This is a genomic window from Variovorax sp. WDL1, assembly GCF_001541225.1.
In the GTDB taxonomy this organism is placed as follows: domain Bacteria; phylum Pseudomonadota; class Gammaproteobacteria; order Burkholderiales; family Burkholderiaceae_C; genus Variovorax.
Genome location: NZ_LMTS01000029.1, coordinates 1 through 24752 on the forward strand (window position 1 = coordinate 1; position 24752 = coordinate 24752).

General features: G+C 66.8%; 20 protein-coding genes. 8 read left to right on the forward strand and 12 right to left on the reverse strand.

The genetic code is table 11. The annotated features are described in order from the left end of the window. The 8 genes from APY03_RS06065 to APY03_RS06100 all read right to left on the reverse strand — a co-directional run. Positions 1–936, reverse strand: a 936-nt coding sequence (locus APY03_RS06065; RefSeq protein WP_198161217.1) for an enoyl-CoA hydratase-related protein, incomplete at its 3' end; no start/stop codon positions are given. Positions 937–1171: 235 nt separating this feature from the next. Further along, the gene (locus APY03_RS06070) at positions 1172–2467 is read right to left on the reverse strand and encodes a hypothetical protein (RefSeq protein WP_232324169.1); all 1296 of its coding nucleotides are present in this window, start codon (positions 2465–2467) and stop codon (positions 1172–1174) included. A 257-nt stretch (positions 2468–2724) separates the two neighbouring features. Next, a complete protein-coding gene (locus APY03_RS06075; protein ID WP_068674939.1) occupies positions 2725–3420 on the reverse strand; it encodes an ABC transporter ATP-binding protein in 696 nt (231 codons plus the stop codon). Next, positions 3420–4190, reverse strand: a complete 771-nt coding sequence (locus tag APY03_RS06080; protein WP_068674941.1) for an ABC transporter ATP-binding protein — start codon at positions 4188–4190, stop codon at positions 3420–3422. Before APY03_RS06080 ends, APY03_RS06075 begins: the two co-directional genes overlap by 1 nt. Then, the gene (locus tag APY03_RS06085; protein ID WP_068674944.1) at positions 4187–5551 is read right to left on the reverse strand and encodes a branched-chain amino acid ABC transporter permease; all 1365 of its coding nucleotides are present in this window, start codon (positions 5549–5551) and stop codon (positions 4187–4189) included. Before APY03_RS06085 ends, APY03_RS06080 begins: the two co-directional genes overlap by 4 nt. Before the next feature lie 2 nt (positions 5552–5553). Continuing rightward, positions 5554–6507: a branched-chain amino acid ABC transporter permease gene (locus tag APY03_RS06090; protein ID WP_068674946.1), complete on the reverse strand. Its 954-nt coding sequence runs from the start codon at positions 6505–6507 to the stop codon at positions 5554–5556. A gap of 85 nt (positions 6508–6592) precedes the next feature. Continuing rightward, entirely contained in the window at positions 6593–7849 is a 1257-nt protein-coding gene (locus tag APY03_RS06095; RefSeq protein WP_068674948.1) for a branched-chain amino acid ABC transporter substrate-binding protein, read from the reverse strand. 162 nt (positions 7850–8011) lie between these two features. Beyond that, a complete protein-coding gene (locus tag APY03_RS06100; protein WP_068674950.1) occupies positions 8012–9658 on the reverse strand; it encodes a 3-(methylthio)propionyl-CoA ligase in 1647 nt (548 codons plus the stop codon). Between the two features lie 261 nt (positions 9659–9919). Between APY03_RS06100 and APY03_RS06105 the strand changes: the two genes are divergently transcribed. From APY03_RS06105 to APY03_RS06125, 5 genes are read left to right on the forward strand one after another with little or no spacing between them, the layout of a single operon-like run. After that, positions 9920–11410, forward strand: coding sequence for a protein adenylyltransferase SelO (locus APY03_RS06105; RefSeq protein WP_068674952.1), 1491 nt, complete (start codon positions 9920–9922; stop codon positions 11408–11410). Beyond that, complete coding sequence (msrB, locus tag APY03_RS06110; RefSeq protein WP_068674954.1) at positions 11407–11817, forward strand: peptide-methionine (R)-S-oxide reductase MsrB; 411 nt, start codon at positions 11407–11409, stop codon at positions 11815–11817. The genes APY03_RS06105 and msrB overlap by 4 nt, the downstream gene beginning before the upstream one ends. A gap of 2 nt (positions 11818–11819) precedes the next feature. Beyond that, positions 11820–12359 (forward strand): septation protein A, encoded by a 540-nt coding sequence (locus APY03_RS06115; RefSeq protein ID WP_068674956.1) that lies wholly within the window; start codon positions 11820–11822, stop codon positions 12357–12359. Next, positions 12356–12619, forward strand: a complete 264-nt coding sequence (locus tag APY03_RS06120) for a BolA family protein (RefSeq protein WP_068674958.1) — start codon at positions 12356–12358, stop codon at positions 12617–12619. Before APY03_RS06115 ends, APY03_RS06120 begins: the two co-directional genes overlap by 4 nt. A 48-nt stretch (positions 12620–12667) precedes the next feature. Next, positions 12668–13447, forward strand: a complete 780-nt coding sequence (locus tag APY03_RS06125) for a peptidylprolyl isomerase (RefSeq protein WP_068674960.1) — start codon at positions 12668–12670, stop codon at positions 13445–13447. A gap of 62 nt (positions 13448–13509) precedes the next feature. Here the strand turns inward: APY03_RS06125 and purL are convergent, their stop codons facing one another. Continuing rightward, a complete protein-coding gene (gene purL, locus APY03_RS06130; RefSeq protein WP_232081311.1) occupies positions 13510–17532 on the reverse strand; it encodes a phosphoribosylformylglycinamidine synthase in 4023 nt (1340 codons plus the stop codon). 118 nt (positions 17533–17650) lie between these two features. Between purL and map the strand changes: the two genes are divergently transcribed. The 3 genes from map to APY03_RS06145 all read left to right on the forward strand — a co-directional run bounded on the left by map (position 17651) and on the right by APY03_RS06145 (position 21603). Continuing rightward, positions 17651–18475, forward strand: coding sequence for a type I methionyl aminopeptidase (map, locus tag APY03_RS06135; RefSeq protein WP_068674962.1), 825 nt, complete (start codon positions 17651–17653; stop codon positions 18473–18475). Between the two features lie 29 nt (positions 18476–18504). Beyond that, a complete protein-coding gene (locus APY03_RS06140; protein ID WP_068674964.1) occupies positions 18505–21093 on the forward strand; it encodes a [protein-PII] uridylyltransferase in 2589 nt (862 codons plus the stop codon). Between the two features lie 105 nt (positions 21094–21198). Then, positions 21199–21603, forward strand: coding sequence for a DoxX family protein (locus tag APY03_RS06145; protein ID WP_068674966.1), 405 nt, complete (start codon positions 21199–21201; stop codon positions 21601–21603). 6 nt (positions 21604–21609) lie between these two features. Here the strand turns inward: APY03_RS06145 and def are convergent, their stop codons facing one another. From def to ligA, 3 genes are all read right to left on the reverse strand, one after another. Continuing rightward, a complete protein-coding gene (def, locus tag APY03_RS06150; protein WP_068675048.1) occupies positions 21610–22149 on the reverse strand; it encodes a peptide deformylase in 540 nt (179 codons plus the stop codon). A 37-nt stretch (positions 22150–22186) separates the two neighbouring features. Further along, entirely contained in the window at positions 22187–22642 is a 456-nt protein-coding gene (locus tag APY03_RS06155) for a hypothetical protein (protein WP_232081312.1), read from the reverse strand. 79 nt (positions 22643–22721) lie between these two features. After that, positions 22722–24752: NAD-dependent DNA ligase LigA (gene ligA, locus APY03_RS06160; RefSeq protein WP_232324170.1), on the reverse strand; the 2031-nt coding region annotated here is incomplete at its 5' end.

Here is a 24752-nt window from a genome sequence, read left to right on the forward strand (position 1 = left end):
GCCGCCGCCCATGGTGCCGGCACCGATCACGCCGACCGACCGGATGGGGCGCTGGGGGGTGTCTTCGGGCACGTCGGGAATGCGCGAGGCCGCGCGCTCGGCCATGAACAGGTGGCGCAGCGCCGCCGACTCGGGCGTGAACATCAGCGCAATGAAGGAGCGGCGCTCCTCGGCCATGCCCTCGTCGAACTTCAGCTTGGTGGCAGCCTCGACTGCGTCCACGCACTTGAGCGGCGCCGGATAGTTCCTGGACATCGCGCCGACGGTGTTGCGCGCGAACTGGAAGTACGCGTCGCCCTGGGGATGCTTGCACGGCAGGTTGCGCACCAGCGGCAGATCGCCGCCCTTGGCGGCCATCGCCTTGGCGAACTCGATCGCCTCCTCGAACAGCGACTCGGGCGAGGCAGCCAGCTTGTCGAACAGCTTCTGGCCCGGCAGCGAAGCGAGCATCTCGCTTTTCACGGCCTCGCCGCTCACGATCATGTTGAGCGCGGTCTCCACGCCCAGCACGCGCGGCAGGCGCTGTGTGCCGCCGGCGCCGGGCAGGAGGCCCAGCTTGACTTCGGGCAGCGCGACGCTGGTGCCGGGCGCGGCGACGCGGTAGTGGCAGCCCATGGCAAGCTCGAGGCCGCCGCCCATGCAGACCGAGTGGATGGCCGCGACGATGGGCTTGGTCGACGCCTCGAGCGCGAGGATCACGCTCAGCAGGTTCGGTTCCTGCAACGCCTTGGGTGTGCCGAACTCCTTGATGTCGGCGCCGCCCGAGAATGCCTTGCCGGCGCCGGTGATCACGATTGCCTTGACGGCCGCGTCGTCCAGGGCCTTCGAGAGGCCGTCGGTGATGCCGATGCGCGTCGCGTGCCCGAGTCCATTGACCGGGGGGTTGGCCAGGGTGATCACGGCGACATCGCCAAGCACTTTGTATTCAGCCGTCATGCTGCATTCCTTTGGGATGGGAGGAGGATCGAAAAACGGGTTGGGGGATGCAGCATGCACCTTGCCTGGTTGCAGCGCATCTGAAAAGCACGGACGTTCTATTTCTTGCGAATTCTAGGGGTTTGGCAAGAGCGGGCAACGATGCCCAGTCGCTGGCGAGACAAGCCAGGGAGCCGAGGCTCGAGCGAGCCTGCTGGATCGGCAGGACGCCGTTATCGAAATGGCGGCGCGCTGCTCAGACGAGGTCGATGTTCAGCGTCAACGTGGTCACGTTCGAATCGCCCCCGGTACGGGGGTTCCTTGCCGGCAGCGCGACGGCTGAGTGGGCACGAATCGCTCGCAGGACCGATCCCGTGAAGAGTTCGACGTACTTGTCACGGCTCGCCGGCATGAACTGGGCTGCGACGTCCAGGGGAACGTGGTACTCCCCGCTTTGCCCCCACACCGAGAGGCGCATGTCATTCAGCTGCGTCGGGCAGGGCAAGCCACAGGCCCGCAAAACGCCTCGGATGCAGATCTGCATGATGGCGCCACCCCCTCGCCGGAAGGGATACAGGGCGGTCATGTCGTACGCGAAGCCGCCCAGGAGCTGGATCGCCTCCCTGTCCAGGCCGTGGTCTCCGGGTTCGAGCTTCCTGAGGCGCTCCTCCGTGCTGCCGACGGCTCGAGCGAAGCCTTCGTGGAATGCCTGCTCCTCCTTCTGGTCCCGAAGGCCTGGGAACTCGTGCACCGCAACCTCCCCGAAGTCTTCGAGTTCGCGAAACATATGGAACGTGTGCCGCGCCACGAAGCCGCCGTACTTCGTCTCGAAGCTTCTCGAGTGATGCTCCTCGAACCCGCTGATGTAGCCCTTCAATTGCTCATGGTGCGTCTGGAGTTCATCACCGCGCTCGAATGCGAATTGCCTCCTGCACTCCTCGGCGAGCATCTTCAATGCAGGCCATAGCTTCCTGTCGACGATCGTCATCGAATCACTGCTGTAGAGGTCCGTTGCGTTGTGCCGGTCCGCGGAGGTCTTGAATTTCCCGAACTGATCGGCGTTCGTGGTTTCGTTGATGGCGTGCGCGATGTGACGGCGGATTGCCGCGACCTCCCCGATGATCTCGGTCAGAGGGACGCCCGCCCGCCACTGCTGTTCCACCCGAGCTTCCGCGGCGCGGCACCAGGTCGCCCAGCGTTGCTGCTTGACCGCCACCTTGCCGTCTTCCACGCCTGATCCGTGGACTCGCGCCTGGCATGTATAGGATGGGTCGCTCCCGCCGTGCAGCCTGTCTTCGAAGCTGCGTTGCGTGAGCAAGGGGAGTTCGAAGACCCGCCCGTCCGGACAGCCGATCTGATGCGGAATCGCGAGTTCCGCGAGCTCACGGTAGAGGGATTCGAGCCTCCCTGGGTCCGCGCGGAGGACTTCGGTCAGCTGCGCGAGGTTCTGCGTGTCGAGAAGCCCGGCCGGTGCGAGCGAATCGAAAATGCCCGAAATGAAGTCTGCCTGCCTGGCCGGAACGTGTTCGGCCAATCGGGCAAGCAATTCCACTGTGTGGGCGTCTGCATCCACCCCGGCGTGCGCGCGCCCCCACGCAACAAGGAGGTCTGCGGGGCTGCAGTGCGAAGCCGAACGCTGCTCCTCGCCAGGGTTCCGGGATTGCGCAGTTTGCGCGACGAAGGAAGGTGTAGAGCTGCAGCGCATATGACGATCTGTATCCAGACCGCCGGTCAGGTTCCTGCGTCAGCGCACGCCTGCACGACCACGGGGGCGGCGCGTGCTTTATTCTCCGCTCTGAACCGCCCTCTTCATACCTCCAGCCACTCCTTGCGCGTCGCCGCGTCGGCCCGCAGGCTGCCCGGCGTGCCGTCGAACACGATGCTGCCATGGCCCATGACGAGGGCGCGGTCCGAGATCTCCATCGCGATGGTGAGCTTCTGCTCGATCAGCAGCACCGAGATGCCCTTGTCCTTGAGCGTGCGCAGGTACTGCCCCACCAGCTCCACGATCTTGGGCGCCAGGCCCTCGGTGGGTTCGTCGATGATGATCAGGTCGGGGTCGCCCATCAGCGTGCGGCACAGCGTCAGCATCTGCTGCTCGCCGCCCGAGAGCACGCCGGCCTCGGTGTGCTGGCGTTCCTTCAGGCGCGGGAACATGCCGTACATGTCGTCGAAGGACCAGCGACTGTCCTTGCCCTTGCCCTTCTGCCCGAGCATCAGGTTCTGGTGCACGGTCAGCTTGGGGAAGATGTCGCGGTTCTCGGGCACGTAGCCGATGCCCATGTGCGCGATCTCGTAGGCCTTGCGGCGCAGGATGTCCTGCCCCTTCCAGTGCAGGCCGCCCTCGGCATGCACGAGGCCCATGATGGCCTTGGCGGTGGTCGAGCGTCCCGAGCCGTTGCGGCCGAGCAGCGCCACGATCTCGCCCGGATTGACGCCGAAGGAAACGCCATGCAGCACATGGCTCTTGCCGTAGTAGGCGTGGATGTCTTCGAGCTTCAGCATCAGTGTCCTCCGCTCTGTGCATCCGCGACGGTCGAGCCCAGGTAGGCCTCCTGCACGCGCGGATTGGCACGCACCGCGGCGGGCGTGTCGAAGGCGATCACCTCGCCGTAGACCACCACGGCGATCTTGTCGGCCAGGCCGAAGACCACGCCCATGTCGTGCTCCACCGTCAGCAGGGTCTTGCCCACCGTGACCTGCTTGATGAGCGCGATGAAGTGCGCGGTCTCGGTCTTGCTCATGCCGGCGGTGGGTTCGTCCAGCAGGATCACGCCGGCGCCGCCGGCGATGGTGACGCCGATTTCGAGCGCCCGCTGCTCGGCGTAGGTGAGGTTGACCGCGAGCACGTCGCGCTTCTTTTCGAGGTGGACCTGGCGCAGAAGCTCCTCTGCCCGCTCATTGGCGTCGTCCAGGTTCGAGAGGAAGCGCAGGAAGGTGTAGCGGTAGCCAAGGCTCCACAGCACGCCGCAGCGCAGGTTCTCGAACACGCTGAGCTTGGGGAAGATGTTGGTGATCTGGAAGCTGCGCGAGAGGCCGAGCCGGTTGATCTCGAAGGGCTTCTTGCCGTCGATGCGATGGCCGTTGAGCAGCACCTCCCCGCTGGTGGGCGCCAGCCGCCCGCTGATCAGGTTGAACAGCGTGGACTTGCCGGCACCGTTGGGGCCGATGATGGCAATGCGGTCGCCGGCCTCCACAGCAAGGTCGACGCCGCGGATGATCTCGGTCTTGCCGAAATTCTTGCGCAGTGCCTTGAGTTCCAATGCGTGGGTCATGCCGTTTCCCCCCGCTTGATCTCGGCCTCGATTTCTTCCTGGGCCTTGCCCCAGACCTGCACGAAGCGGCGCCGCACCACCTCGATCAGCACCACGCCCACCACCAGCAGCGCCACCGAGACGGCCCAGCTGGCAACGCCGGAGGTGTCGAGCGTCACGCCGAAGAAGTTGAGCGTGGGCCCGAGGGCCGAGTTGAGCTGGATGTGATAGATCATCTCGATCACCGCGGCGGCGCCTGCCACCAGAGGAATGGCTGCCAGCGCGAACGCGCCGTAGAGGCCCCACAGGCGGTTGAACTTGCCGAACTTCGCCACCCGCAGGTTCATCATGACGAGGCTCGCGATGCCGCCCGGCGCGAACATCACCATGAAGACGAACACCAGGCCGAAGTAGAGCTGCCAGGCCTTGGAAAGCTCCGACAGCAGCACCGACGCGAAGACCAGCAGCACCGCGCCGATGATCGGCCCGAAGAAGAAGGTGGCGCCGCCGAGGAAGGTGAACAGCAGGTAGCCGCCCGAACGGATCGCGTTCAGGCTGTCGGCCGCGTTGACGATCTCGAAGTTGATCGCGGCCAGCCCGCCGCCCACCCCCGCGAAGAAGCCGGCGATGATGAAGGCGAAGTAGCGCACCCGCTGCGTGTTGTAGCCGATGAACTCCACCCGCTCCGGGTTGTCGCGCACGGCATTCAGGATGCGGCCCAGCGGCGTGCCGGTGAAGGCGTACATCAGCGCCGTGCAGACGAAGCAGTAGACGGCGATCAGGTAGTAGACCTGGATCTGCGGACCGAAGTTGAGGCCCAGGAAAGGCGTGCCGTAGACCCGGTCGGTGGTGACGCCGCCCTCCCCGCCGAAGAAGGTCGGGAACATCAGCGACATCGCGGCCACCAGCTCGCCGATGCCCAGCGTGATCATCGCGAAGGTGGTGCCCGACTTCTTGGTCGTGACGAAGCCGAAGAGGACCGCGAAGAACATGCCCGCCAGCCCGCCGACAACCGGGATCAGCACCAGCGGGATGGGCCAGCCGTCCTTGCTCGCGAGGTTCATCGCGTGGATGGCGATGAAGGAGCCGAGCCCGGTGTACACCGCGTGGCCGAAGCTCAGCATGCCGCCCTGGCCGAGCAGGATGTTGTAGCTCAGGCAGATGATGATGAGATAGCCCATCTGCGAGAGCATGGTGAGCGCCAGGCTGCTGCGGAACACGTGCGGCGCGGCGATGAGCGCGAGCGCGAACAAGGTCCAGATCAGGTAGCGCCCGATGTTCCAGGGCTTGAAGCGGTAGTACGGCGTGGCCTTTTTCGGCGCGCCGGATGCGCCGACCGGAGCCGGCTGCGCCTGCTCGAGGCTGTTGTGCGTTGTGCTCATCGTCAATCTTCCCGCGTGCCGAGCAGGCCCTTGGGCCTGAAGATCAGGATCAGGACCAGGAACAGATAAGGCAGGATCGGCGCCACCTGCGAGATCGTGAGCTTGAGCAGTTCATAGCCGAAGGTCTGCTCGCTCACTGCCACGCCGATCGCCTGCAGGCCGGTGGCCAGCGAATGGTCCATCGCCACCGCGAAGGTCTGGATGATCCCGATCAGCAGCGAGGCCAGGAAGGCGCCAGCCAGCGAGCCCATGCCGCCGACCACCACGACCACGAAGATGATCGAGCCGACCGAGGCCGCCATCGCAGGCTCCGTGACGTAGGTGTTGCCGCCCACCACGCCGGCCAGGCCCGCCAGCGCCGCGCCGCCGCCGAACACCAGCATGAACACGCGCGGCACGTTGTGGCCCAGGGCCTCGACCATCTCGGGGTGCTTGAGCGCAGCCTGGATGACCAGGCCGATGCGGGTGCGCGTCAGCAGCAGCCACACCGACAGCAGCATCAACAGCGCCACCAGCATGATGAAGGAGCGCGACTTGGGGAACTGGGTGCCGTAGAGCGTGAAGAGCGGCCCCTGCAGCTGCGCAGGCAGGCCATAGGGCACGGTCGAACGGCCCCAGACCAGCTGCACCAGTTCGAGGATCAGGTAGGACAGCCCGAAGGTCACGAGCAGCTCCGGAACATGGCCGTACTTGTGCACACGCCGCAGGCTGTAGCGCTCGAAGCCGGCGCCGAGCGCGCCGATCAGCAGCGGCGCGATGAACAGGGCCGGCCAGAAGCCGATGATCCCGGACAGCGTGTAGGCCACGTAGGCCCCGAGCATGTAGAAGCTGGTGTGGGCGAAGTTGAGCACGCCCATCATGCTGAAGATCAGCGTCAGGCCGGAGCTCAGCATGAACAGCAGCAGCCCGTAGCTGACGCCGTTGAGCAGCGAGATGACGAAGAATTCGAGGTTCATCGTTCCTCAGAGGGAAGGAGACAAGAAAAAGGCCCGAGTGTTGAAGTCGGGCCTCGACCGGTGTTGCTGGCGCGGTCTTACACCATCAGGGGCTGGGTCGCTTCATCTGGCAGGAGGTCGGCGTGCTGGCCACGTAGGGCTCGTAGTACTTGACCGGGACGAAGGTGTAGCCGGTCTTCTCGGCGTCTACCTTGTACTTGCCCTCCGCCTTCTCCCACTTGGCGATGTACAGGCCCTGCTGGAGCTGGTGGTCGGCCTTGCGCATCTCGACCTCGCCGTTGAAGCTCTTGAACTTCATGCCCTCCAGCACCGCGGCGACCTTCATCGGGTCGGTGGACTTGGCCCTGGCGAAGGCTTCGCTCAACATGACGAAGGCGGTGTAGGCCGACGAGGTGTAGAGGTCCTCGTTGAACTTCTTGTTGAACTCCTCGGCCAGGCGCTGGATGTCGCCGCCCATGTTGTAGTGGCCGTAGCCGACCTGGTACACCTTGCCGGCCGATGCCGCGCCCATGGCCGTGGGCGTGCCGCTGACAGTACCGTAGTAGGTGTAGAACTTGACGTTGCTGAGACCGGAATCGTTGGCCGCCTTGATGAGCAGCGCCAGGTCGGAACCCCAGTTGCCGGTAATCACGGTGTCGGCGCCCGAGGCCTTGATCTTGGCGATGTAGGGCGCGAAGTCGCGCACCTGGGCCAGCGGGTGCAGGTCCTCGCCGACGATCTGCACGTCCGGCCGCTTGGTCTTGAGGTTCTCCTTGGCGAACTTGGCGACCTGCTGGCCGTGCGAGTAGTTCTGGTTGAGCAGGTAGACCTTCTTCACGTCGGGCTGGTCCTTCATGAAGGTGGTCAGCGCCTCCATCTTCATGGAGGTGTCGGCGTCGAGGCGGAAATGCCAGTAGCTGCACTTGCTGTTGGTGAGGTCCGGGTCGACGGCGGCGTAGTTGATGTACAGCACCTCCTTGCCGGGATTGCGCGCGTTGTTCTTCTCGAGCGCATCGATGATGGCCAGCGCGGCGCCGGAGCCATTGCCCTGGAACACGTACCGCGCACCCTGGTCCTGGGCCGACCGCAGGGCGTTGGTGGTCTCCTGCGGGCTGAGCTTGTTGTCGATGCCGATGATCTCGAACTTGACGCCGGCCACGTTCTTCTTGTTGAACTCCTCGGCCAGGAACTGGTACGTCTTGAGCTGGTTCGTACCCACCGCGGCCATCAGGCCGGACAGCGGATCGAGCCAGGCGATCTTCACGGTCTCGCCCTTCTGGGCCAGGGCGCCGGTGGCGGTGGCCGCGAGGACGGCCGCAGTCGCGATTCTCAGTACGCTCAGTGGGCTTGGTGCGAATTTCATTCCTGTCTCCTGTTCATGCTGCAATGCGAGATGAGGTTACTGGTCTTTGCACCCCTGCCCGTCAGGGAATGCCCGTAAGCGCCCGCCTTCGGGGGCGCTTTTTATCACCCATGCGACAGGTCGCACCGCGCTGGTGCTACCGGTCGGTAGGATCGCGGCGCGTCAGCACTCCGGCAGCTTGTAGTCGCGCAACAACTCGCGCAGCCTTGTCTTGAGGATCTTGCCGGTGGCGCCCAGCGGGATCGCCTCGACGAAGACCACGTCGTCGGGCACCTGCCACTTGGCCACCGTCTTGCCGCCGTAGAAGGCCAGCAGTTCCTCGCGGGTGAGCTCGGCGCCGGGCTTCTTCACCACCACCACGATCGGCCGCTCGTCCCACTTGGGATGGGGCACGCCGATGCAGGCCGCCATGGCGACCGCCGGGTGGGCCACCGCGATGTTCTCGATCTCGATGGAGCTGATCCATTCGCCGCCGGACTTGATCACGTCCTTGCTGCGGTCGGTGATCTGGAGGAAGCCGTCGGCATCGATGGTGGCGACGTCCCCGGTGGGGAACCAGCCACGGCCCCGCGCGTCCGGCACCAGCGGGTCGCCGCCCTCGCCCTTGAAGTATTCCTTGACCACCCAGGGGCCCTTGACCAGCAGGTCGCCGGAGGCCTTGCCATCCCACGGCAGCTCCTTACCGGCTGCGTCGACGATCTTCATGTCGACGCCGAAGATGGCCCGGCCCTGCTTCATGCGGATCGCCGTCTGCTGCTCCTGCGACTGCGACAGATGCTTGTTCTTCAGCGTGCACAGCGTGCCGAGCGGCGACATCTCGGTCATTCCCCAGGCGTGCAGCACTTCCACGCCGTACTGCTGCTGGAAGGCGTTGATCATGGCCGGCGGGCAGGCCGAGCCGCCGATCACGGTGCGCTTGAGGGTGGAGAACTTCAGGTCCTGCGCCTGCATGTGGCCCAGCAGCATCTGCCAGACGGTGGGGACGCCGGCCGCAAAGCTGACCTGCTCGCTCTCGATGAGCTCGTAGACCGACTTGCCGTCCAGCGCCGGGCCGGGGAACACCAGCTTGGCGCCCGTCAGCGCGGCCGAGTACGGGATGCCCCAGGCGTTGACGTGGAACATCGGCACCACCGGCAGCACGGAGTCGCGCGCCGATACGTTCATCACGTCGGGCAGCGCCGCGGCGTAGGCATGCAGCAGGGTCGAGCGGTGGCTGTAGAGCGCGGCCTTGGGGTTGCCGGTGGTGCCGCTCGTGTAGCACATGCTCGAAGCCGAGTTCTCGTCGAAGCTCGGCCAGTCGTACTGGTCGGACAGGGGGCCCATCCAGGCCTCGTAGCTCACCAGGTTGGGGATGCCGGTGTCGGCCGGGAGCTTGTCGGCATCGCACAGCGCGATCCACTTGCGCACGGTGGTGCACTTGGGGTGGACCGCCTGCACCAGCGGCAGGAAAGTGAGGTCGAAGCACAGGATCTGGTCTTCGGCATGGTTGGCGATCCAGGCGATCTGGTCGGGATGCAGCCGCGGATTGACGGTATGCAGCACCCGGCCGCTGCCGCTGACGCCGTAGTACAGCTCCAGGTGGCGGTAGCCGTTCCAGGCCAGGGTCGCAACCCGGTCGCTGAAGAGCAGCTGTTCCTGGTCCAGCGCGTTGGCGACCTGGCGCGCGCGCGAAGCGATCTGGCGCCAAGTGCTGCGGTGGATGTCGCCTTCGACCCGCCGCGAGACGATTTCCCCGTCGCCGTTGTGGCGTTCGGCGAACTCGATCAGCGACGAGATCAGCAATGGTTGGTCCTGCATCAAACCCAGCATCGGAAGGCTCCTTGAAACAACAAAACGTAAAGATCCGCGGGCCGCGGCAGCGGACCCTTCGGCTCCTGCGATTCACGCAATCTTCGGGCGATCCGACAATGACAGAAACCCGCAGAGCACGGCCCTGAACAGGGCCCGCACCTTCAGCGGGCCGCTGCGTGGCCTCGTAGCGCCTTGCTTGAACAAATGGAAACAGAACGGCGGCGGAGCTCCGATGGCCCGCTCGGCCCGGGGTTTAGGGCGGTACGGGACAATCCCGCCATGAGCATCCTTGCAGACGAAGCGGAAGCGGTCGACCTCGGACTGGACTGGACCGCCGGCTTCTCAGCCCTCGGCCCTGCCTTTTTCACCGAGCTGCGCCCCACCCCGCTGCCCGAGCCCTATTGGGTCGGCCGCAGCCATGCGTTGGCGCGCGAGATCGGGCTGGAGGAGGCCTGCCTGCGTTCGGAGGACGGCGCGGCCGCCTTCACCGGCAATGTGCCGGTCGCCGGCACCCGACCGCTGGCCAGCGTCTACAGCGGCCATCAGTTCGGGGTCTGGGCCGGCCAACTGGGCGACGGCCGCGCCATCCTGCTGGGCGAGACCGCCAGTGGCTGGGAGCTGCAACTCAAGGGCGCGGGCCGCACGCCCTACTCGCGCATGGGTGACGGGCGCGCGGTGCTGCGCTCCAGCATCCGCGAGTTCCTTTGCAGCGAGGCGATGCAGGCCCTCGGCATCCCCACGACGCGCGCGCTGTGCGTGACGGGCTCCGACGCGCCGGTGGTGCGCGAGGAAATCGAGACCGCCGCAGTGGTGACACGCGCCGCGCCCAGCTTCATCCGCTTCGGCCACTTCGAGCATTTCGCCGCCGCCAACCGCGTCGACGAGCTGCGCGCGCTGGCCGACTTCGTGATCGACCGCTTCTACCCGGCCTGCCGCCATGACGCGCGATTCGAGCGATTCGGCGGCAATGCCTACGCGGCCTTCCTCGAGGCGGTGAGCGAGCGCACCGCGGCGCTGCTCGCGCAGTGGCAGGCCGTCGGCTTCTGCCACGGCGTGATGAACACCGACAACATGAGCATCCTCGGGCTCACCATCGACTACGGTCCCTTCCAGTTCCTCGACGGCTTCGACCCGCGCCACATCTGCAACCACAGCGACACGGGCGGGCGCTACGCCTACAACCAGCAGCCCAACGTCGCCTACTGGAACCTGTTCTGCCTGGCCCAGGCACTGCTGCCGCTGATCGGCGACCAGGAAGTCGCGGTGTCCGCGCTGGAGTCGTACAAGACGGTGTTCCCGCAAGCCTACGAGGCGCGGATGCGCTCCAAGCTGGGCCTGCAAGAGGCCGCGGCGGACGACCGCGCGCTCATCGAAGGCGTGCTCAAGCTGCTGGCGCAGGAGAAGGTGGACTACACCATCTTTTGGCGCCGCCTCGCCGACCACAAGGCCGGCGGCGACGTCGCCGCCGTGCGCGACCTGTTCCTCGACCGGGCCGGGATCGACGGCTGGCTGCAGTCCTTCGTCCAGCGCCACGCGCAGGTACCGGCCTCCCAGGCGGCACAATCGATGCGCGGCGCCAATCCGAAATTCGTGCTCCGGAACCATCTGGGCCAGCAGGCCATCGAATCGGCGCAGCGCAAGGACTTCTCGGGCGTGGCCACCTTGCTCAACCTGCTCGAAACCCCATTTGAAGACCACGCCGGCCACGAGGCCTATGCCGGCTTCCCGCCCGACTGGGCCTCCACGATCGAAATCAGCTGCTCATCATGACTGCACCCGTCCAGAAAACCGACGCCGAATGGAAGGCCCTCCTGGCCGAGAAAGGCGCCGAGCGTGGCGCTTTCGAGGTCACGCGCCATGCCGCCACCGAACGCCCGTTTACCGGCAAGTACGAGGCGCATTGGGAAGACGGCACCTACCACTGCATCTGCTGCGGCGCCAAGCTGTTCGAATCCGCCACCAAGTTCGATGCCGGCTGCGGCTGGCCCAGCTTCTCGCAGGAGGCGGTGCCCGGCGCCATCAAGAATGTCGTCGACCGGTCGCACGGCATGGTGCGCACCGAGAACGTCTGCGCGAATTGCGGCGCGCACCTGGGCCATGTGTTCCCCGACGGCCCGACCGAGACCGGCCTGCGCTACTGCATGAACTCCGCCTCGCTCGATTTCCAGAAGCGCTGAACATGAAGGTCCTGCTCGACTTCTTCCCGATCCTGCTGTTCTTCGGCGCCTTCAAGCTCTACGACATCTACACCGCCACCGGCGTGCTGATGGCCGCCACCGTGCTGCAGATGGGCATCGTCTGGTTCAACGAGCGCCGCCTGGCGCCGATCCAGAAGGCCACGCTGGTGCTGATCCTGCTCTTCGGCTCGCTCACGCTGCTCCTGCACGACGACCGCTTCATCAAGTGGAAGCCGACCGTGCTCTACGGTGCCATGGCCGTGGCGTTGGCCGTCGCGCTGTGGGTCTTCAAGAAGAACTTCCTCAAGATGCTGCTGGGCGCGCAGCTCGACCTGCCGGTGCCGGTCTGGACCCGCCTCAATGTCGCCTGGATCGCCTACTGCGTGTTCATGGCCGCGATCAACGGCTACGTGGCGGCCTACTTCAGCACCGAGGCCTGGGTCGACTTCAAGCTCTGGGGCTATGTCTTCCCGATCGTGTTCCTGGTGGCGCAGGGGCTGTACATCTCCCCGTACCTGAAATCGGACAAGCCTGCCGCATGAACCTCCCCACTGCCGCCGACCTGGAAGCGCGCCTTCGGGCCACGCTGCAGCCGACCGTTCTCGAAGTGATCGACGAAAGCGCCGCGCATGCCGGCCACGCGGGCGCCAACGCCGAGGGCTACGGAACCCATTTCCGGGTGCGGATTGCCTCTCCTCTCTTCGAGGGAAAGCCGCGCGTGGCGCGCCATCGGCTTGTGTATGATGCGCTGCAACTTTTTATCGCACAGGGCCTTCACGCCATCGCCATCGAGACGCTTTGAAGCGCTTTGTTTCCCGCCCTCCCGGGCGGCAAAAGTACCCTCCCCTCTATGAAGAAACATCTCCTGCAGGCCGCAGCCGCCGCCGCTCTTCTGGCTGCACTTCCCGCCTTCGCGCAGAACGCGGCCATCGTCAACGGCAAGCCGGTGCCCAAGGCGCGCATGGACGTGCTGGCCCAGCAACTGGCCGCAGCCGGCCGCCCGGTCACGCCCGAGATGCAGGGCCAGCTGCGCGAAGAAGTGGTCGCCCGCGAGATCTTCATGCAGGAGGCCCAGAAGCAGGGCCTTGACGGCACCGACGACTACAAGAACCAGCTCGAGCTGGCGCGCCAGGCCATCCTGATCCGCCAGTTGTTCGACAACTACCGCAAGGCCAACGCGGTGTCCGACGCCGAGGCGCAGGCCGAATACGACAAGTTCGCCGCGGCCAACGGCGGCAAGGAATACAAGGCCCGCCACATCCTGGTCGAGAAGGAAGACCAGGCCCAGAAGATCCTGGCCGACCTCAAGAAGGGCGCCAAGTTCGAGGACCTCGCCAAGAAGCAGAGCAAGGACCCGGGCTCCGGCGCCAACGGCGGCGACCTCGACTGGGCCGCGCCCGCCAGCTTCGTGCCCGAGTTCTCGGAAGCGATGATCAAGCTCAAGAAGGGCGAGACGACCCCAGCGCCGGTCAAGTCCCAGTTCGGCTACCACATCATCCGTGTCGATGACGTTCGCCAGGCCCAGCTGCCCAAGCTGGAAGAGGTCAAGCCGCAGATCGTGCAGCAGCTGCAGCAGCAGCGCTTGCAGAAGTACCAGGAAGAGCTGCGCGCGAAGGCCAAAGTCGAATAGGGGCTTTCCGCCTCAAGAAAAAGCGGCCCGCGGGCCGCTTTTTGCATGGGGTATCAAGCTCGTCAGCCGACCCACTTCCGCGCGTTGCGCCAGATCCGCATCCACGGGCTGAGCGCACTGCGGTCGCCCGATGTCCAGCTCATCTGGATGTTGCGGAACACGCGCTCCGGATGCGGCATCAGCGCCGTGAAGCGGCCGTCTGCGGTGGTCACCGAGGTCAGGCCGCCAGCACTGCCGTTGGGGTTGAACGGGTAACGCTCGGTCGGCTGGCCCTGGTTGTCGACGAAGCGCATGGCCGCGATGGCCTTTGCCGGGTCGCCGCGGTGCTTGAAGTTCGCATAGCCCTCGCCGTGCGCGACCGCGATGGGCAGCCGGCTGCCGGCCATGCCGGCAAAGAACAGGCTGGGCGAATCGAGGACCTCGACCATCGACAGCCGCGCCTCGAAGCGCTCGCTCTGGTTGGTGGTGAAGCGCGGCCACGCCTCGGCGCCGGGGATGATGTCGGCCAGCTCGGCGAACATCTGGCAGCCATTGCACACGCCCAGGCCGAAGGTGTCGGCGCGGCCGAAGAAGGCCCTGAACTGCTCGCCCAGCTTCGGGTTGAAGGTGATGCTGCGCGCCCAGCCGATCCCGGCACCCAGGGTGTCGCCATAGCTGAAGCCGCCGCAGGCCACCACGCCCTTGAAGTCGGCCAGGTCCGCCCGGCCGGTCTGCAGGTCGGTCATGTGGATGTCGAAGGATTCGAAGCCCGCCTCGTGGAAGGCATAGGCCATCTCGACGTGCGAGTTGACGCCCTGCTCGCGCAGGATCGCGACCTTGGGCCGCGCGAGGTTGAGGAAAGGCCCAGCGACGTTCTCCTCCACGCCCGGCGCCAGGTGCACATGGCAGCCGGGGTCCTGCGGCTCGCCGGCGGCGGCGTGCTCGGCGTCGGCGCAGTCGGGGTTGTCGCGCTCGCGGCAGATCTTCCAGCTCACCGCATCCCAGACTTGGTGCAGGTCGTGCAGATTGGCGCTGAAGATGGCCTTGGCATCGCGCCAGACCTCCACCTTGCCCTTGCCGGCGTCGATGGCCGAGGCGCCGGGCCGGGTCTTGCCGATGAAATGGCTGTGGGCGCTCAGGCCGTGCGCGCGCAGCGTCTGCATCACGTCGTTGCGCTCGGCGGTGCGCACCTGCAGCAGCATGCCGAGCTCTTCGTTGAAGAGCGCCTTCAAGCTGAGCTCTTCGCGCCGGGCGCTGACCTGGCCGGCCCAGTTCTTGGCGTCGCCGTATTCGGCGCGGCTGTCGCTGATGCCGTCGCCCTCGGTCACCAGCAGGTCGATGTTGAGAGCGACGCCGACATGGCCGGCAAAGGCCATCTCGCAGGCGGCGGCGAACAGGCCGCCGTCACTGCGGTCGTGCATCGCGAGGATCTTGCCCTCGGCACGCAGCGCGTTGACGGCCGCGACCAGCTTGACGAGGTCCTGCGGGTCGTCCAGGTCGGGCACCACGTCGCCGCTCTGCCCCAGGGTCTGGGCCAGGATGCTGCCTGCCATGCGCTGCCGGCCGCGGCCCAGGTCGATCAGGACCAGCGTGCTGTCGGGCTCGCTCGCATCCAGCTGCGGCGTCAACGTGCCTCGCACGTCGGCCAGTGTGGCGAAGGCGCTCACGATCAGGCTCACGGGCGAGCTGACCTTCTTCTGCTCGCCGTGCGCCTGCCACTGGGTGCGCATGGACAGCGAATCCTTGCCCACCGGAATCGAGATGCCGAGCGCCGGGCAGAGCGCCAGGCCCACCGCCTTCACGGTCTCGTACAGCGCCGCATCCTCGCCCGGCTCGCCGCAGGCCGCCATCCAGTTGGCCGAGAGCTTGACGCGCGAGAGCTCGATGGGCGCCGCCAGCAGGTTGGTGATGGCCTCCGCCACCGCCATCCGGCCCGAGGCCGGGGCGTCGAGGGCGGCGAGCGGGGTGCGCTCGCCCATGCTCATGGCCTCGCCGGCGAAGCCCTTGTAATCCGCCAGGGTCACGGCGCAGTCGGCCACCGGCACCTGCCAGGGCCCGACCATCTGGTCGCGATGGCTGAGGCCGCCGACGGTACGGTCGCCGATGGTGACGAGGAAGCGCTTGGACGCGACGGTGGGGTGGGAGAGGACGTCGATGGCGGCCTTCTGCAGGTCGACGCCGGTGAGGTCGAGGGGCTTGAACTTGCGCTGGAACGATTGGACATCGCGCAGCATCTTGGGAGGTTTGCCGAGGAGGACGTCCATGGGCATGTCGACGGGCGGAGTGCCCTCGTCCGCCACGATCAGCTGCCGCTCCTGCGTTGCCACTCCCACCACCGAGAACGGACACCGCTCCCGCTCGCAAAAGGCCCTGAACTGTTCAAGCGACTCCGGCGCAACCGCCAGCACATAGCGCTCCTGGCTCTCGTTGCACCAGATCTCCTTCGGCGCCAGGCCTGACTCTTCCAGCGGCACGGCGCGCAGGTCGAAGCGCGCGCCGCGCCCTGCATCGTTGGTGAGCTCGGGGAAGGCATTGCTCAGTCCACCTGCCCCCACGTCGTGGATCGCCAGGATGGGATTCGCCGCACCCTGCTGCCAGCAATGGTTGATGACCTCCTGCGCGCGTCTTTCGATCTCGGGATTGCCGCGCTGCACCGAGTCGAAGTCCAGTTCGGCCGCATTGGCGCCCGTGGCCATCGAGCTCGCGGCGCCACCGCCCATGCCGATGCGCATGCCAGGGCCGCCCAGCTGGATCAGCAACGTGCCCGCGGGGAACTGGATCTTCTTCGTCTGCCCCGCATCGATGCTCCCCAGGCCGCCCGCGATCATGATCGGCTTGTGGTAGCCGCGCTGCAGCGTGTCGCGGTCGCTGGCAATGGCCTGCTCGTACTCGCGGAAGTAGCCCAGCAGGTTGGGCCGGCCGAACTCGTTGTTGAAGGCGGCCCCGCCCAGCGGGCCGTCCGTCATGATCTGCAGCGGGCTGGCGATGTGTTCGGGCTTGCCGTAGCTGCCCTCTGCGGGCCAGAGCTTCGACACGGTGAAGCCGGTCAGCCCGGCCTTGGGTTTGGACCCGCGGCCCGTGGCGCCCTCGTCGCGGATCTCGCCGCCGGCCCCGGTAGAGGCGCCCGGGAAAGGCGAGATCGCGGTGGGATGGTTGTGCGTCTCGACCTTCATCAGCACGTGGTTCAGCGCGTCCTGCCTGTCGTAGCGGCCGGCGGCCGAGGCGGCGACGAAGCGCTCGACCCGCGAGCCCTCCATGATCGAGGCGTTGTCGGCGTAGGCCACCACCGTGTGCTGCGGATTCTGGCGCTCGGTGTGCCGGATCATCGAAAACAGGCTCTGCGGCTGCGGCTGGCCGTCGATCACGAAGTCGGCATTGAAGATCTTGTGGCGGCAGTGCTCGCTGTTGGCCTGGGCAAACATCATCAGCTCGACGTCGCTCGGGTTGCGCCCCAGCCGGGTGAAGGCGTCGACGAGGTAGTCGATCTCGTCCTCCGCCAGCGCCAGGCCGAAGCGCGTGTTGGCCTCGACCAGCGCGGCCCGCCCGCCAGCCAGGACATCCACCTGCGCCATCGGCTGGCCCGGCAGCTCGGCAAACAGTGCAGCCGACTGTTCGAGCCCGGTGAGCACCGATTCGGTCATGCGGTCATGCAGCAGCGCGGCCAGCGCGGCCAGGTGGTCGGCGTCGAGCACCGGTGCCTTGCCCAGCAGCGGCGCCTTCAGCGCCAGGTGGTACTGCGTGACACGCTCCACGCGGCGCAGCGCCAGCCCGCAGTTGTGGGCGATGTCGGTGGCCTTCGAGGCCCAGGGCGAGACGGTGCCCAGGCGCGGCGTGACGACCAGCACGGGCCCCGCCTTGGCCGGCCCGTCGAAGGGCTCGCCGTATTCCAGCAGGGCTGCGAACCGCTCGCGTTCGGCGCCTTCGAGCGCATGGTCGGTCGCAACCAGGTGCACGAAGCGCGCCGAAAGGCCCGCGATGCGGGGCTCGATCGCCTGCAGCCTCGGCAGCAATTGCCGGGCGCGGAACTCGCTGAGCGCGCTGCCGCCCTCGAAGAAAGTCACCACCGGGGCGACGGGATGGGAGGGCGCATTCAGGGGCAAGGTCACGATCGGATCGGCCGTCGGGCCGCATTGGAAACCAGGAGAGGAAGGCGGCGGCCGCTGACTGGGGCCATCCGCGCCAAGCCCGGCATTTTAGCGGGGGCGGATGGGATAATTCCGGCCCATGAGCATCACCTACAAAGACCCCGAGGGCGTGGCCGGCATGCGCAAGGCGGGCCGCCTCGCAGCCGAAGTGCTGGACTACCTGACCCCTCACGTGAAGCCCGGCGTGACCACCAACGAGATCGATAAGCTCGCGCACGACTTCATCACGCAGGTCCAGGGCGCGATCCCCGCCCCCCTCAACTACATGGGCGCTTCGAGCGTGCCCTACCCCAAGTCCATCTGCACCTCGACCAACCACGTGGTGTGCCACGGCATCCCGAACGACAAGCCGCTCAAGAAAGGCGACATCGTCAATATCGACGTCACGGTCATCAAGGATGGGTGGCACGGCGACACGAGCCGGATGTTCATCGTGGGCGACGCCTCGATCGCTGCAAAGCGCCTGTGCGCCTTCACCTACGAGGCCATGTGGCATGGCATCGTCAAGGTGAAGCCTGGCGTGCACCTGGGCGACATCGGCTTCGCCATCCAGCGCTTCGCCGAGAGCAACGGCTTCTCGGTGGTGCGCGAGTTCTGCGGCCACGGCATCGGCCGCGGTTTCCACGAGGAGCCGCAGGTGCTGCACTACGGCAAGCCCGGCACGCTCGACGAGCTCAAGCCCGGCATGACCTTCACCATCGAGCCGATGATCAACGCCGGCAAGCGCGACATCAAGGAAGACGCCCGCGGCGGCCATTACGACGGCTGGACCATCGTCACCCGAGACCATTCGCTGTCGGCGCAGTGGGAGCACACGGTGCTGGTCACCGAGACCGGCTATGAGGTGCTCACGCTCTCGCCCGGCAGCCCGCCGCCGCCTGCCTTCGTCAGCGCCTCGGCTTGAAGGCGGCGTCCAGCCTTCGACGGGCTGCCATGGTGGACATCGCTTCCCTGCGTGACGCCTACCGCACGCACAAGCTTGCGCTGTACGACCAGGCACGCAGCGCGCGCGCGCCGACGCGCAGCGTCCACACCGTGCTGCGCCAGCTGGCCGCTCTGGCCGACGAGGCGCTCAACGCACTGTGGGAGGACGCGGGCTTCGGCAACCGCGTGGCGCTGGTCGCGGTGGGCGGCTTCGGGCGCGGCGAACTGTTCCCCTTCTCCGACGTCGATGTGCTGCTGCTGCTGCCCGCCGACCATGCGACCGAGATCGAACCGGCGCGCATCGAGGCCTTCATCGGCAATTGCTGGGATGCGGGCCTGGAGATCGGCTCCAGCGTGCGCACGGTGGACGAGTGCCTGGCCGAGGCCGCGAAGGACGTCACGGTCCAGACCTCGCTGCTCGAATCCCGTCTCGTCGCCGGCGACAAGAAGCTCTACGCCGCCTTTCGCAAGAGCTTCCTTGCCGACATCGACCCGCACGCCTTCTTCGCGGCCAAGACGCAGGAGATGCGGCACCGGCACCAGAAGTACGAGAACACGCCCTATGCGCTGGAGCCCAACTGCAAGGAGTCGCCGGGCGGGCTGCGCGACCTGCAGACCGTCCTCTGGGTCGCCAAGGCCGCCGGTTTCGGCAGGCGCTGGGACGACCTGGCGAAGAACGGCCTGGCCACCCCTTTCGAGGTGCAGCAGATCAAGCGCAACGAGGCGCTGCTGAGCCTGATCCGCGCGCGCCTGCACCTGATCGCCAACCGGCGCGAAGACCGCCTGGTGTTCGACCTGCAGACCGCAGTGGCCGCCACCTTCGGCTACGTCGGCGAGTCGCAGCGCAAGTCCAGCGAGGCGCTGATGCGCCGCTACTACTGGGCGGCCAAGGCGGTGACGCAGCTCAACCAGATCCTGCTGCTCAACATCGCCGACCGGCTGAACCCGCAGGAGGAGCAGGCCACCCGCATCAACGACCGCTTCTTCGAGAAGGGCGGGCTGATCGAGGTCGCGAGCGACGACCTGTACATCAAGGATCCGCACGCGATCCTCGAGACCTTCCTGCTCTACCAGAAGACCATCGGCGTCAACGGCCTGTCGGCGCGCACGCTGCGCGCGCTCTACAACGCCCGCCACGTGATGGACAGCAAGTTCCGCAACGACCGCGTGAACCATGCGACCTTCATGCGCATCCTGCTGGAGCCGCGCGGCATCACGCATGCCTTCAGGCTGATGAACCAGACCTCGGTGCTGGGCCGCTACCTGCGCGTGTTCCGCAGCATCGTGGGGCAGATGCAGCATGACCTGTTCCATGTCTACACGGTCGACCAGCACATCCTGATGGTGCTGCGCAACGTGCGCCGCTTCTTCATCGTCGAGCACGCGCACGAGTACCCCTTCTGCTCGCAGCTCGCGGGCGGCTGGGACAAGCCGTGGATCCTCTACGTCGCGGCGCTGTTCCACGACATCGCCAAGGGCCGCGGCGGCGACCATTCGGAGCTCGGCGCGCGCGACGTGCGGCGCTTCTGCCGCCAGCACGAAATTTCCCGCGAGGACGCCAAGCTGATCGAGTTCCTCGTTTCCGAGCACCTGGTGATGAGCCAGGTCGCGCAGAAGCAGGACCTGAGCGATCCCGAGGTGATCGGCGGCTTCGCCCGGCGCGTCGGCAACGAGCGCTACCTGACGGCGCTGTACCTTCTCACCATCGCCGACATCCGCGGCACCTCGCCGCGCGTGTGGAACGCCTGGAAGGGCAAGCTGCTCGAGGACCTCTATCGATCGACGCTGCGCGCCCTGGGCGGCCGCATGCCCGACCCGGGAGCCGAGGTGGAGGCGCGCAAGCGCGAGGCCCTGGTGCAGCTGGCCTTGCATGCGCAGCCCTTCGAGGCGCACAAGGCGTTGTGGGAAACGCTGGACGTGGGCTATTTCATGCGCCACGACGCCTCCGAGATCGCCTGGCACACCAAGCAGCTCTCGCGGCACGTACCGCCGAGGAACGTGCCGGTGGATCCGCATGCGCCTGCGATCGTGCGCGCCCGGCTTTCCCCGGTGGGCGAAGGACTGCAGGTGGCGGTCTACACGCCCGACCAGCCCGATCTGTTCGCGCGCATCTGCGGCTACTTCGACCAGTCCTCCTTCAGCATCCTCGACGCCAAGGTACACACCGCTACCAACGGCTACGCGCTCGACACCTTCCAGGTCGTCACCACCTTCATTCCCGAGCACTACCGCGACCTGATCAGCATGGTCGAGACCGGCCTGGCCAAGACGCTCGACGAGGCCGGGCCCCTGCCCTCGCCCAGCAAAGGGAGGGTGTCGCGCAGGGTGCGCAGCTTCCCGATCAAGCCGCGGGTCAGCCTGCTGCCCGACGAGAAGGCACAGCGCTGGCTGCTCAACATCTCGGCCAGCGACCGCGCGGGCCTGCTGTACTCGGTGGCACGCGTGCTGGCGCGCCATCACCTCAACCTGCAGCTCGCCAAGATCACGACGCTGGGCGAGCGGGTGGAGGACACCTTCCTGATCAGCGGGCCCGAGCTGCAGGGCCAGCGCACGCAGGCGACGATCGAGACCGAGCTGCTCGAGGCGCTGGCCGCCTGAGTGGCAGGCGAGTCTCCCCAGGCCTTCAGAGGACGGTCAGGAAAACGTGCACGGAATCGACCACAATCGCGCCTGTTTTTTCAACAACAGAAGGGCCTTTCGAACATGATCCGTTCCGACGACACCGGCAAACTCATCCTGCGCCTCGCACTGGGCATCCTGATGCTGCTGCACGGCATTGCCAAGATCCAGGGCGGCGTAGGCTTCGCGGCGAGCATGTTGACTTCGCATGGCCTGCCGGGCGTCCTCGCCTACCTTGTCTATGTCGGCGAGATCGTCGCGCCGGTCCTGCTGATCATCGGCCTCTACACGCGGCCGGCGGCATGGATCGTGGTCATCAACATGCTCGTCGCCATCTGGCTGGTGCACATGAAGCAGATCGGCATGCTCAACAAGCAGGGCGGCTGGGAGCTGGAACTGCAGGGCCTGTTCCTCTTCAGCGCGATGGCCGTGGCATTTCTGGGCGCCGGGCGCTTCAGCATCGGCGGCAACAGCGGCCGCTACAACTGAGCGTCACTACTCGTCTTCGGCCGCATCGAGGCCCGGGAACAGGATCTCGGTGTAGCCGAAGCGCGAGAAATCGCGCACCCGCATCGGGTAGAGCTTGCCCAGGAGGTGATCGACCTCGTGCTGCACCACGCGCGCATGGAAGCCGCTGGCGGTGCGGTCGATGGGATCGCCGTAGGGGTCGAAGCCGGTATAGCGGATGTGGGCGAAGCGCGGCACCACGCCGCGCAGCCCGGGCACGGAAAGGCAGCCTTCCCAGCCCTCTTCCTCCTCATCGCCGATCGGCGTGATGACGGGGTTGACCAGCACCGTGCGTGGCACGGCCGGAGCGTCCGGATAGCGCGGATTGACGGTGTCGGTGCCGAAGATCACGAGCTGCTGGTCGACGCCGATCTGCGGCGCGGCAAGACCGGCACCGTTCGCCGCATGCATGGTCTCGAACATGTCCCGCACCAGCAGGTGAAGCTCATCGGTGTCGAAGGCGGCGACCGGCTGCGCGATGCGCAGCAGCCGGGGGTCGCCCATCTTGAGGATCTCGCGTACCGTCATGGCCGCCATTATCGCGACCGTGCAGGGCGCGCCGCCATCAAGGAGGGGTCTGGGTGTTCGAGTCGGGCGAGGTCAGCATGCGGTTGATCTCGCGCGCGCTGCGCCCCGGGGGAATCGGCACCTGCGTGCCGGCAACGCCGCCGGTCCGCGGGCCGAGGCCCGGCGGCGGCGGCACGGGAACGGCGGGGCGGGCCCCGCTCCAGCCGGAGCGCGGATAACCGCCGCGTGGGTAGTAACCGGGCCGTCCCTGGTCGTAGCGGTAGGGATAACGCGGACGGGAGTAGTAGCCGCCATAGCCGCCGTCGATGTACACGTTCGGCTGGACCACGACCGGGCCGGGGTCTACGTAGTAGGGGTCTGAGTACCCGTAGGAGCCTGCTGGATAGGCGACGCAGCCCCCGAGCAGCGCCGCGCCTCCGAGCACGGCACAAACACCCAATAGACGGCGATTCTTGATCATGATGGACTCCTGGTCGGTACCTGGTGTATTCAACGTCCTGTTGTAGACCTTGTTGACCTCTGTCGAATGAAGCTGCGTAACGCTCGGTTAACGCCCGGTAAAGCTTGGGCGATCAAATTCCGCTGGAAAGGATCTCGAGCATCCGCGCCTCGTCGATCACGGCCACCCCCAGGTCGCGTGCCTTGTCGAGCTTGCTGCCGGCCTCGGCACCCGCGACCACGAAATCGGTCTTCTTGCTGACCGAGCCGGCCACCTTGGCGCCCGCCGCTTCCAGTTTGTCCTTCGCTTCGTCACGGCTGAGCGTAGGAAGGGTGCCGGTGATGACGAAGGTCTTGCCCGCAAGCGGCTTGGGCGCGCGTGCGGCCGGCTCGCCCTCTTCCCAGGTCACGCCGCAGGCGCGCAGCTGCTCGACCACCTCGCGATTGTGTTCCTGGTCGAAGAAGGTGCGCAGGCTCTTCGCGACCACCGGGCCGACGTCGTTGACCTCCAGCAATTGCTCCTCGCTCGCGGCCATGATCGCGTCGAGCTTGCCGAAGTGCCTGGCCAGGTCCTTGGCGGTGCTTTCGCCGATGTGCCGGATGCCGAGCCCGAAGAGAAAGCGCGGCAGCGTGGTCTTCTTCGAGGACTCCAGCGCTTCGACCAGGTTCTTCGCCGACTTGTCGGCCATGCGGTCGAGGCCGGCCAGGGTCGTGAGGCCCAGCTTGTAGAGGTCGGGCAGCGTGCGGATCAACTGGCCATCGACAAGCTGCTCGACCAGCTTGTCGCCCAGGCCTTCGATGTCCATGGCGCGCCGCGCCGCGAAATGCAGGATGGCCTCCTTGCGCTGTGCGCCGCAGAACAGGCCTCCGGTGCAGCGGTGGTCGACCTCGCCCTCCTCGCGCAGCGCGTCCGAGCCGCAGACCGGGCATTTCTTCGGCATGGTGAAGATCGGCCCGCGCTGCTCCGGCGGCCGTGCGGCGCTCTCGGGCACCACGCCCACCACCTCGGGGATCACGTCCCCGGCGCGCCGCACGATCACGGTGTCGCCCACCCGGACATCCTTGCGCCGGGCCTCGGCCTCGTTGTGCAGCGTGGCGTTGGTCACGGTGACGCCGCCCACGAAAACGGGCGCCAGCTTTGCCACCGGCGTGAGCTTGCCGGTGCGGCCCACCTGCACCTCGATGCTTCGCACCTCGGTGGTTTGCTCCTGCGCCGGGTACTTGTGCGCCATGGCCCATCGCGGCTCGCGGCTCTTGAAGCCCAACCGGCGCTGCAACTCCAGGCTGTCGACCTTGTAGACGACGCCGTCGATGTCGTAGGGCAGCTTGTCGCGCTGCGCCGCGATGCGCGCGTGGAAGGCCACCAGCGTGTCGGCGCCAGGCCCCACGGCGCGCTCCTTGGCCACGGGCAATCCGAAGGCGTCCAGCGCTTCCAGCATGCCGCCGTGCGTCGCCGGCATCTGTGTCCAGCCCACCACCTCGCCCAGCCCATAGGCGAAGAAGCTCAACGGCCGCTGCGCCACCAGCGCCGGATCGAGCTGGCGAATGGCGCCGGCCGCGGTGTTGCGCGGGTTGATGAAGGTCTTGTCGCCGCGCTCGCGCTGGCGTTCGTTCAGCCGCTCGAAGGCGTCGCGCCGCATGTAGACCTCGCCGCGCACTTCCAGCACCGGCGGCGCCTCGCCCGAAAGGCGCAGCGGGATCTGCCCGATGGTGCGAAGGTTCTGCGTCACGTCTTCGCCGGTTTCGCCGTCGCCGCGGGTGGCGCCCTGCACCAGTACGCCGTGCTCATAGCGCAGGTTGATGGCCAGGCCGTCGAACTTGAGCTCGGCCGAGTACTGGACCGGTGGCGCGTCCGGCGCCAGGCCCAACTCGCGACGCACGCGTGCGTCGAAGGCCAGCGCACCAGCCGCGGTGGTGTCGGTTTCGGTGTGGATGGACAGCATCGGCACGGCGTGCCGCACTGGCGTGAGGCCTGGCAGCACGGCGCCCCCCACGCGCTGCGTCGGCGAGTCGGGCGTGCGCAGCGCCGGGTATTCGGTCTCCAGTGCCTGCAGGCGCTGGAACATGCGGTCGTACTCGGCGTCGGGCAGCTCGGGCGCGTCGAGCACGTAGTAGAGATGGGCGTGGCGGCGCAGCTGCTCGCCCAGCGCGGCGGCTTCGCGAGC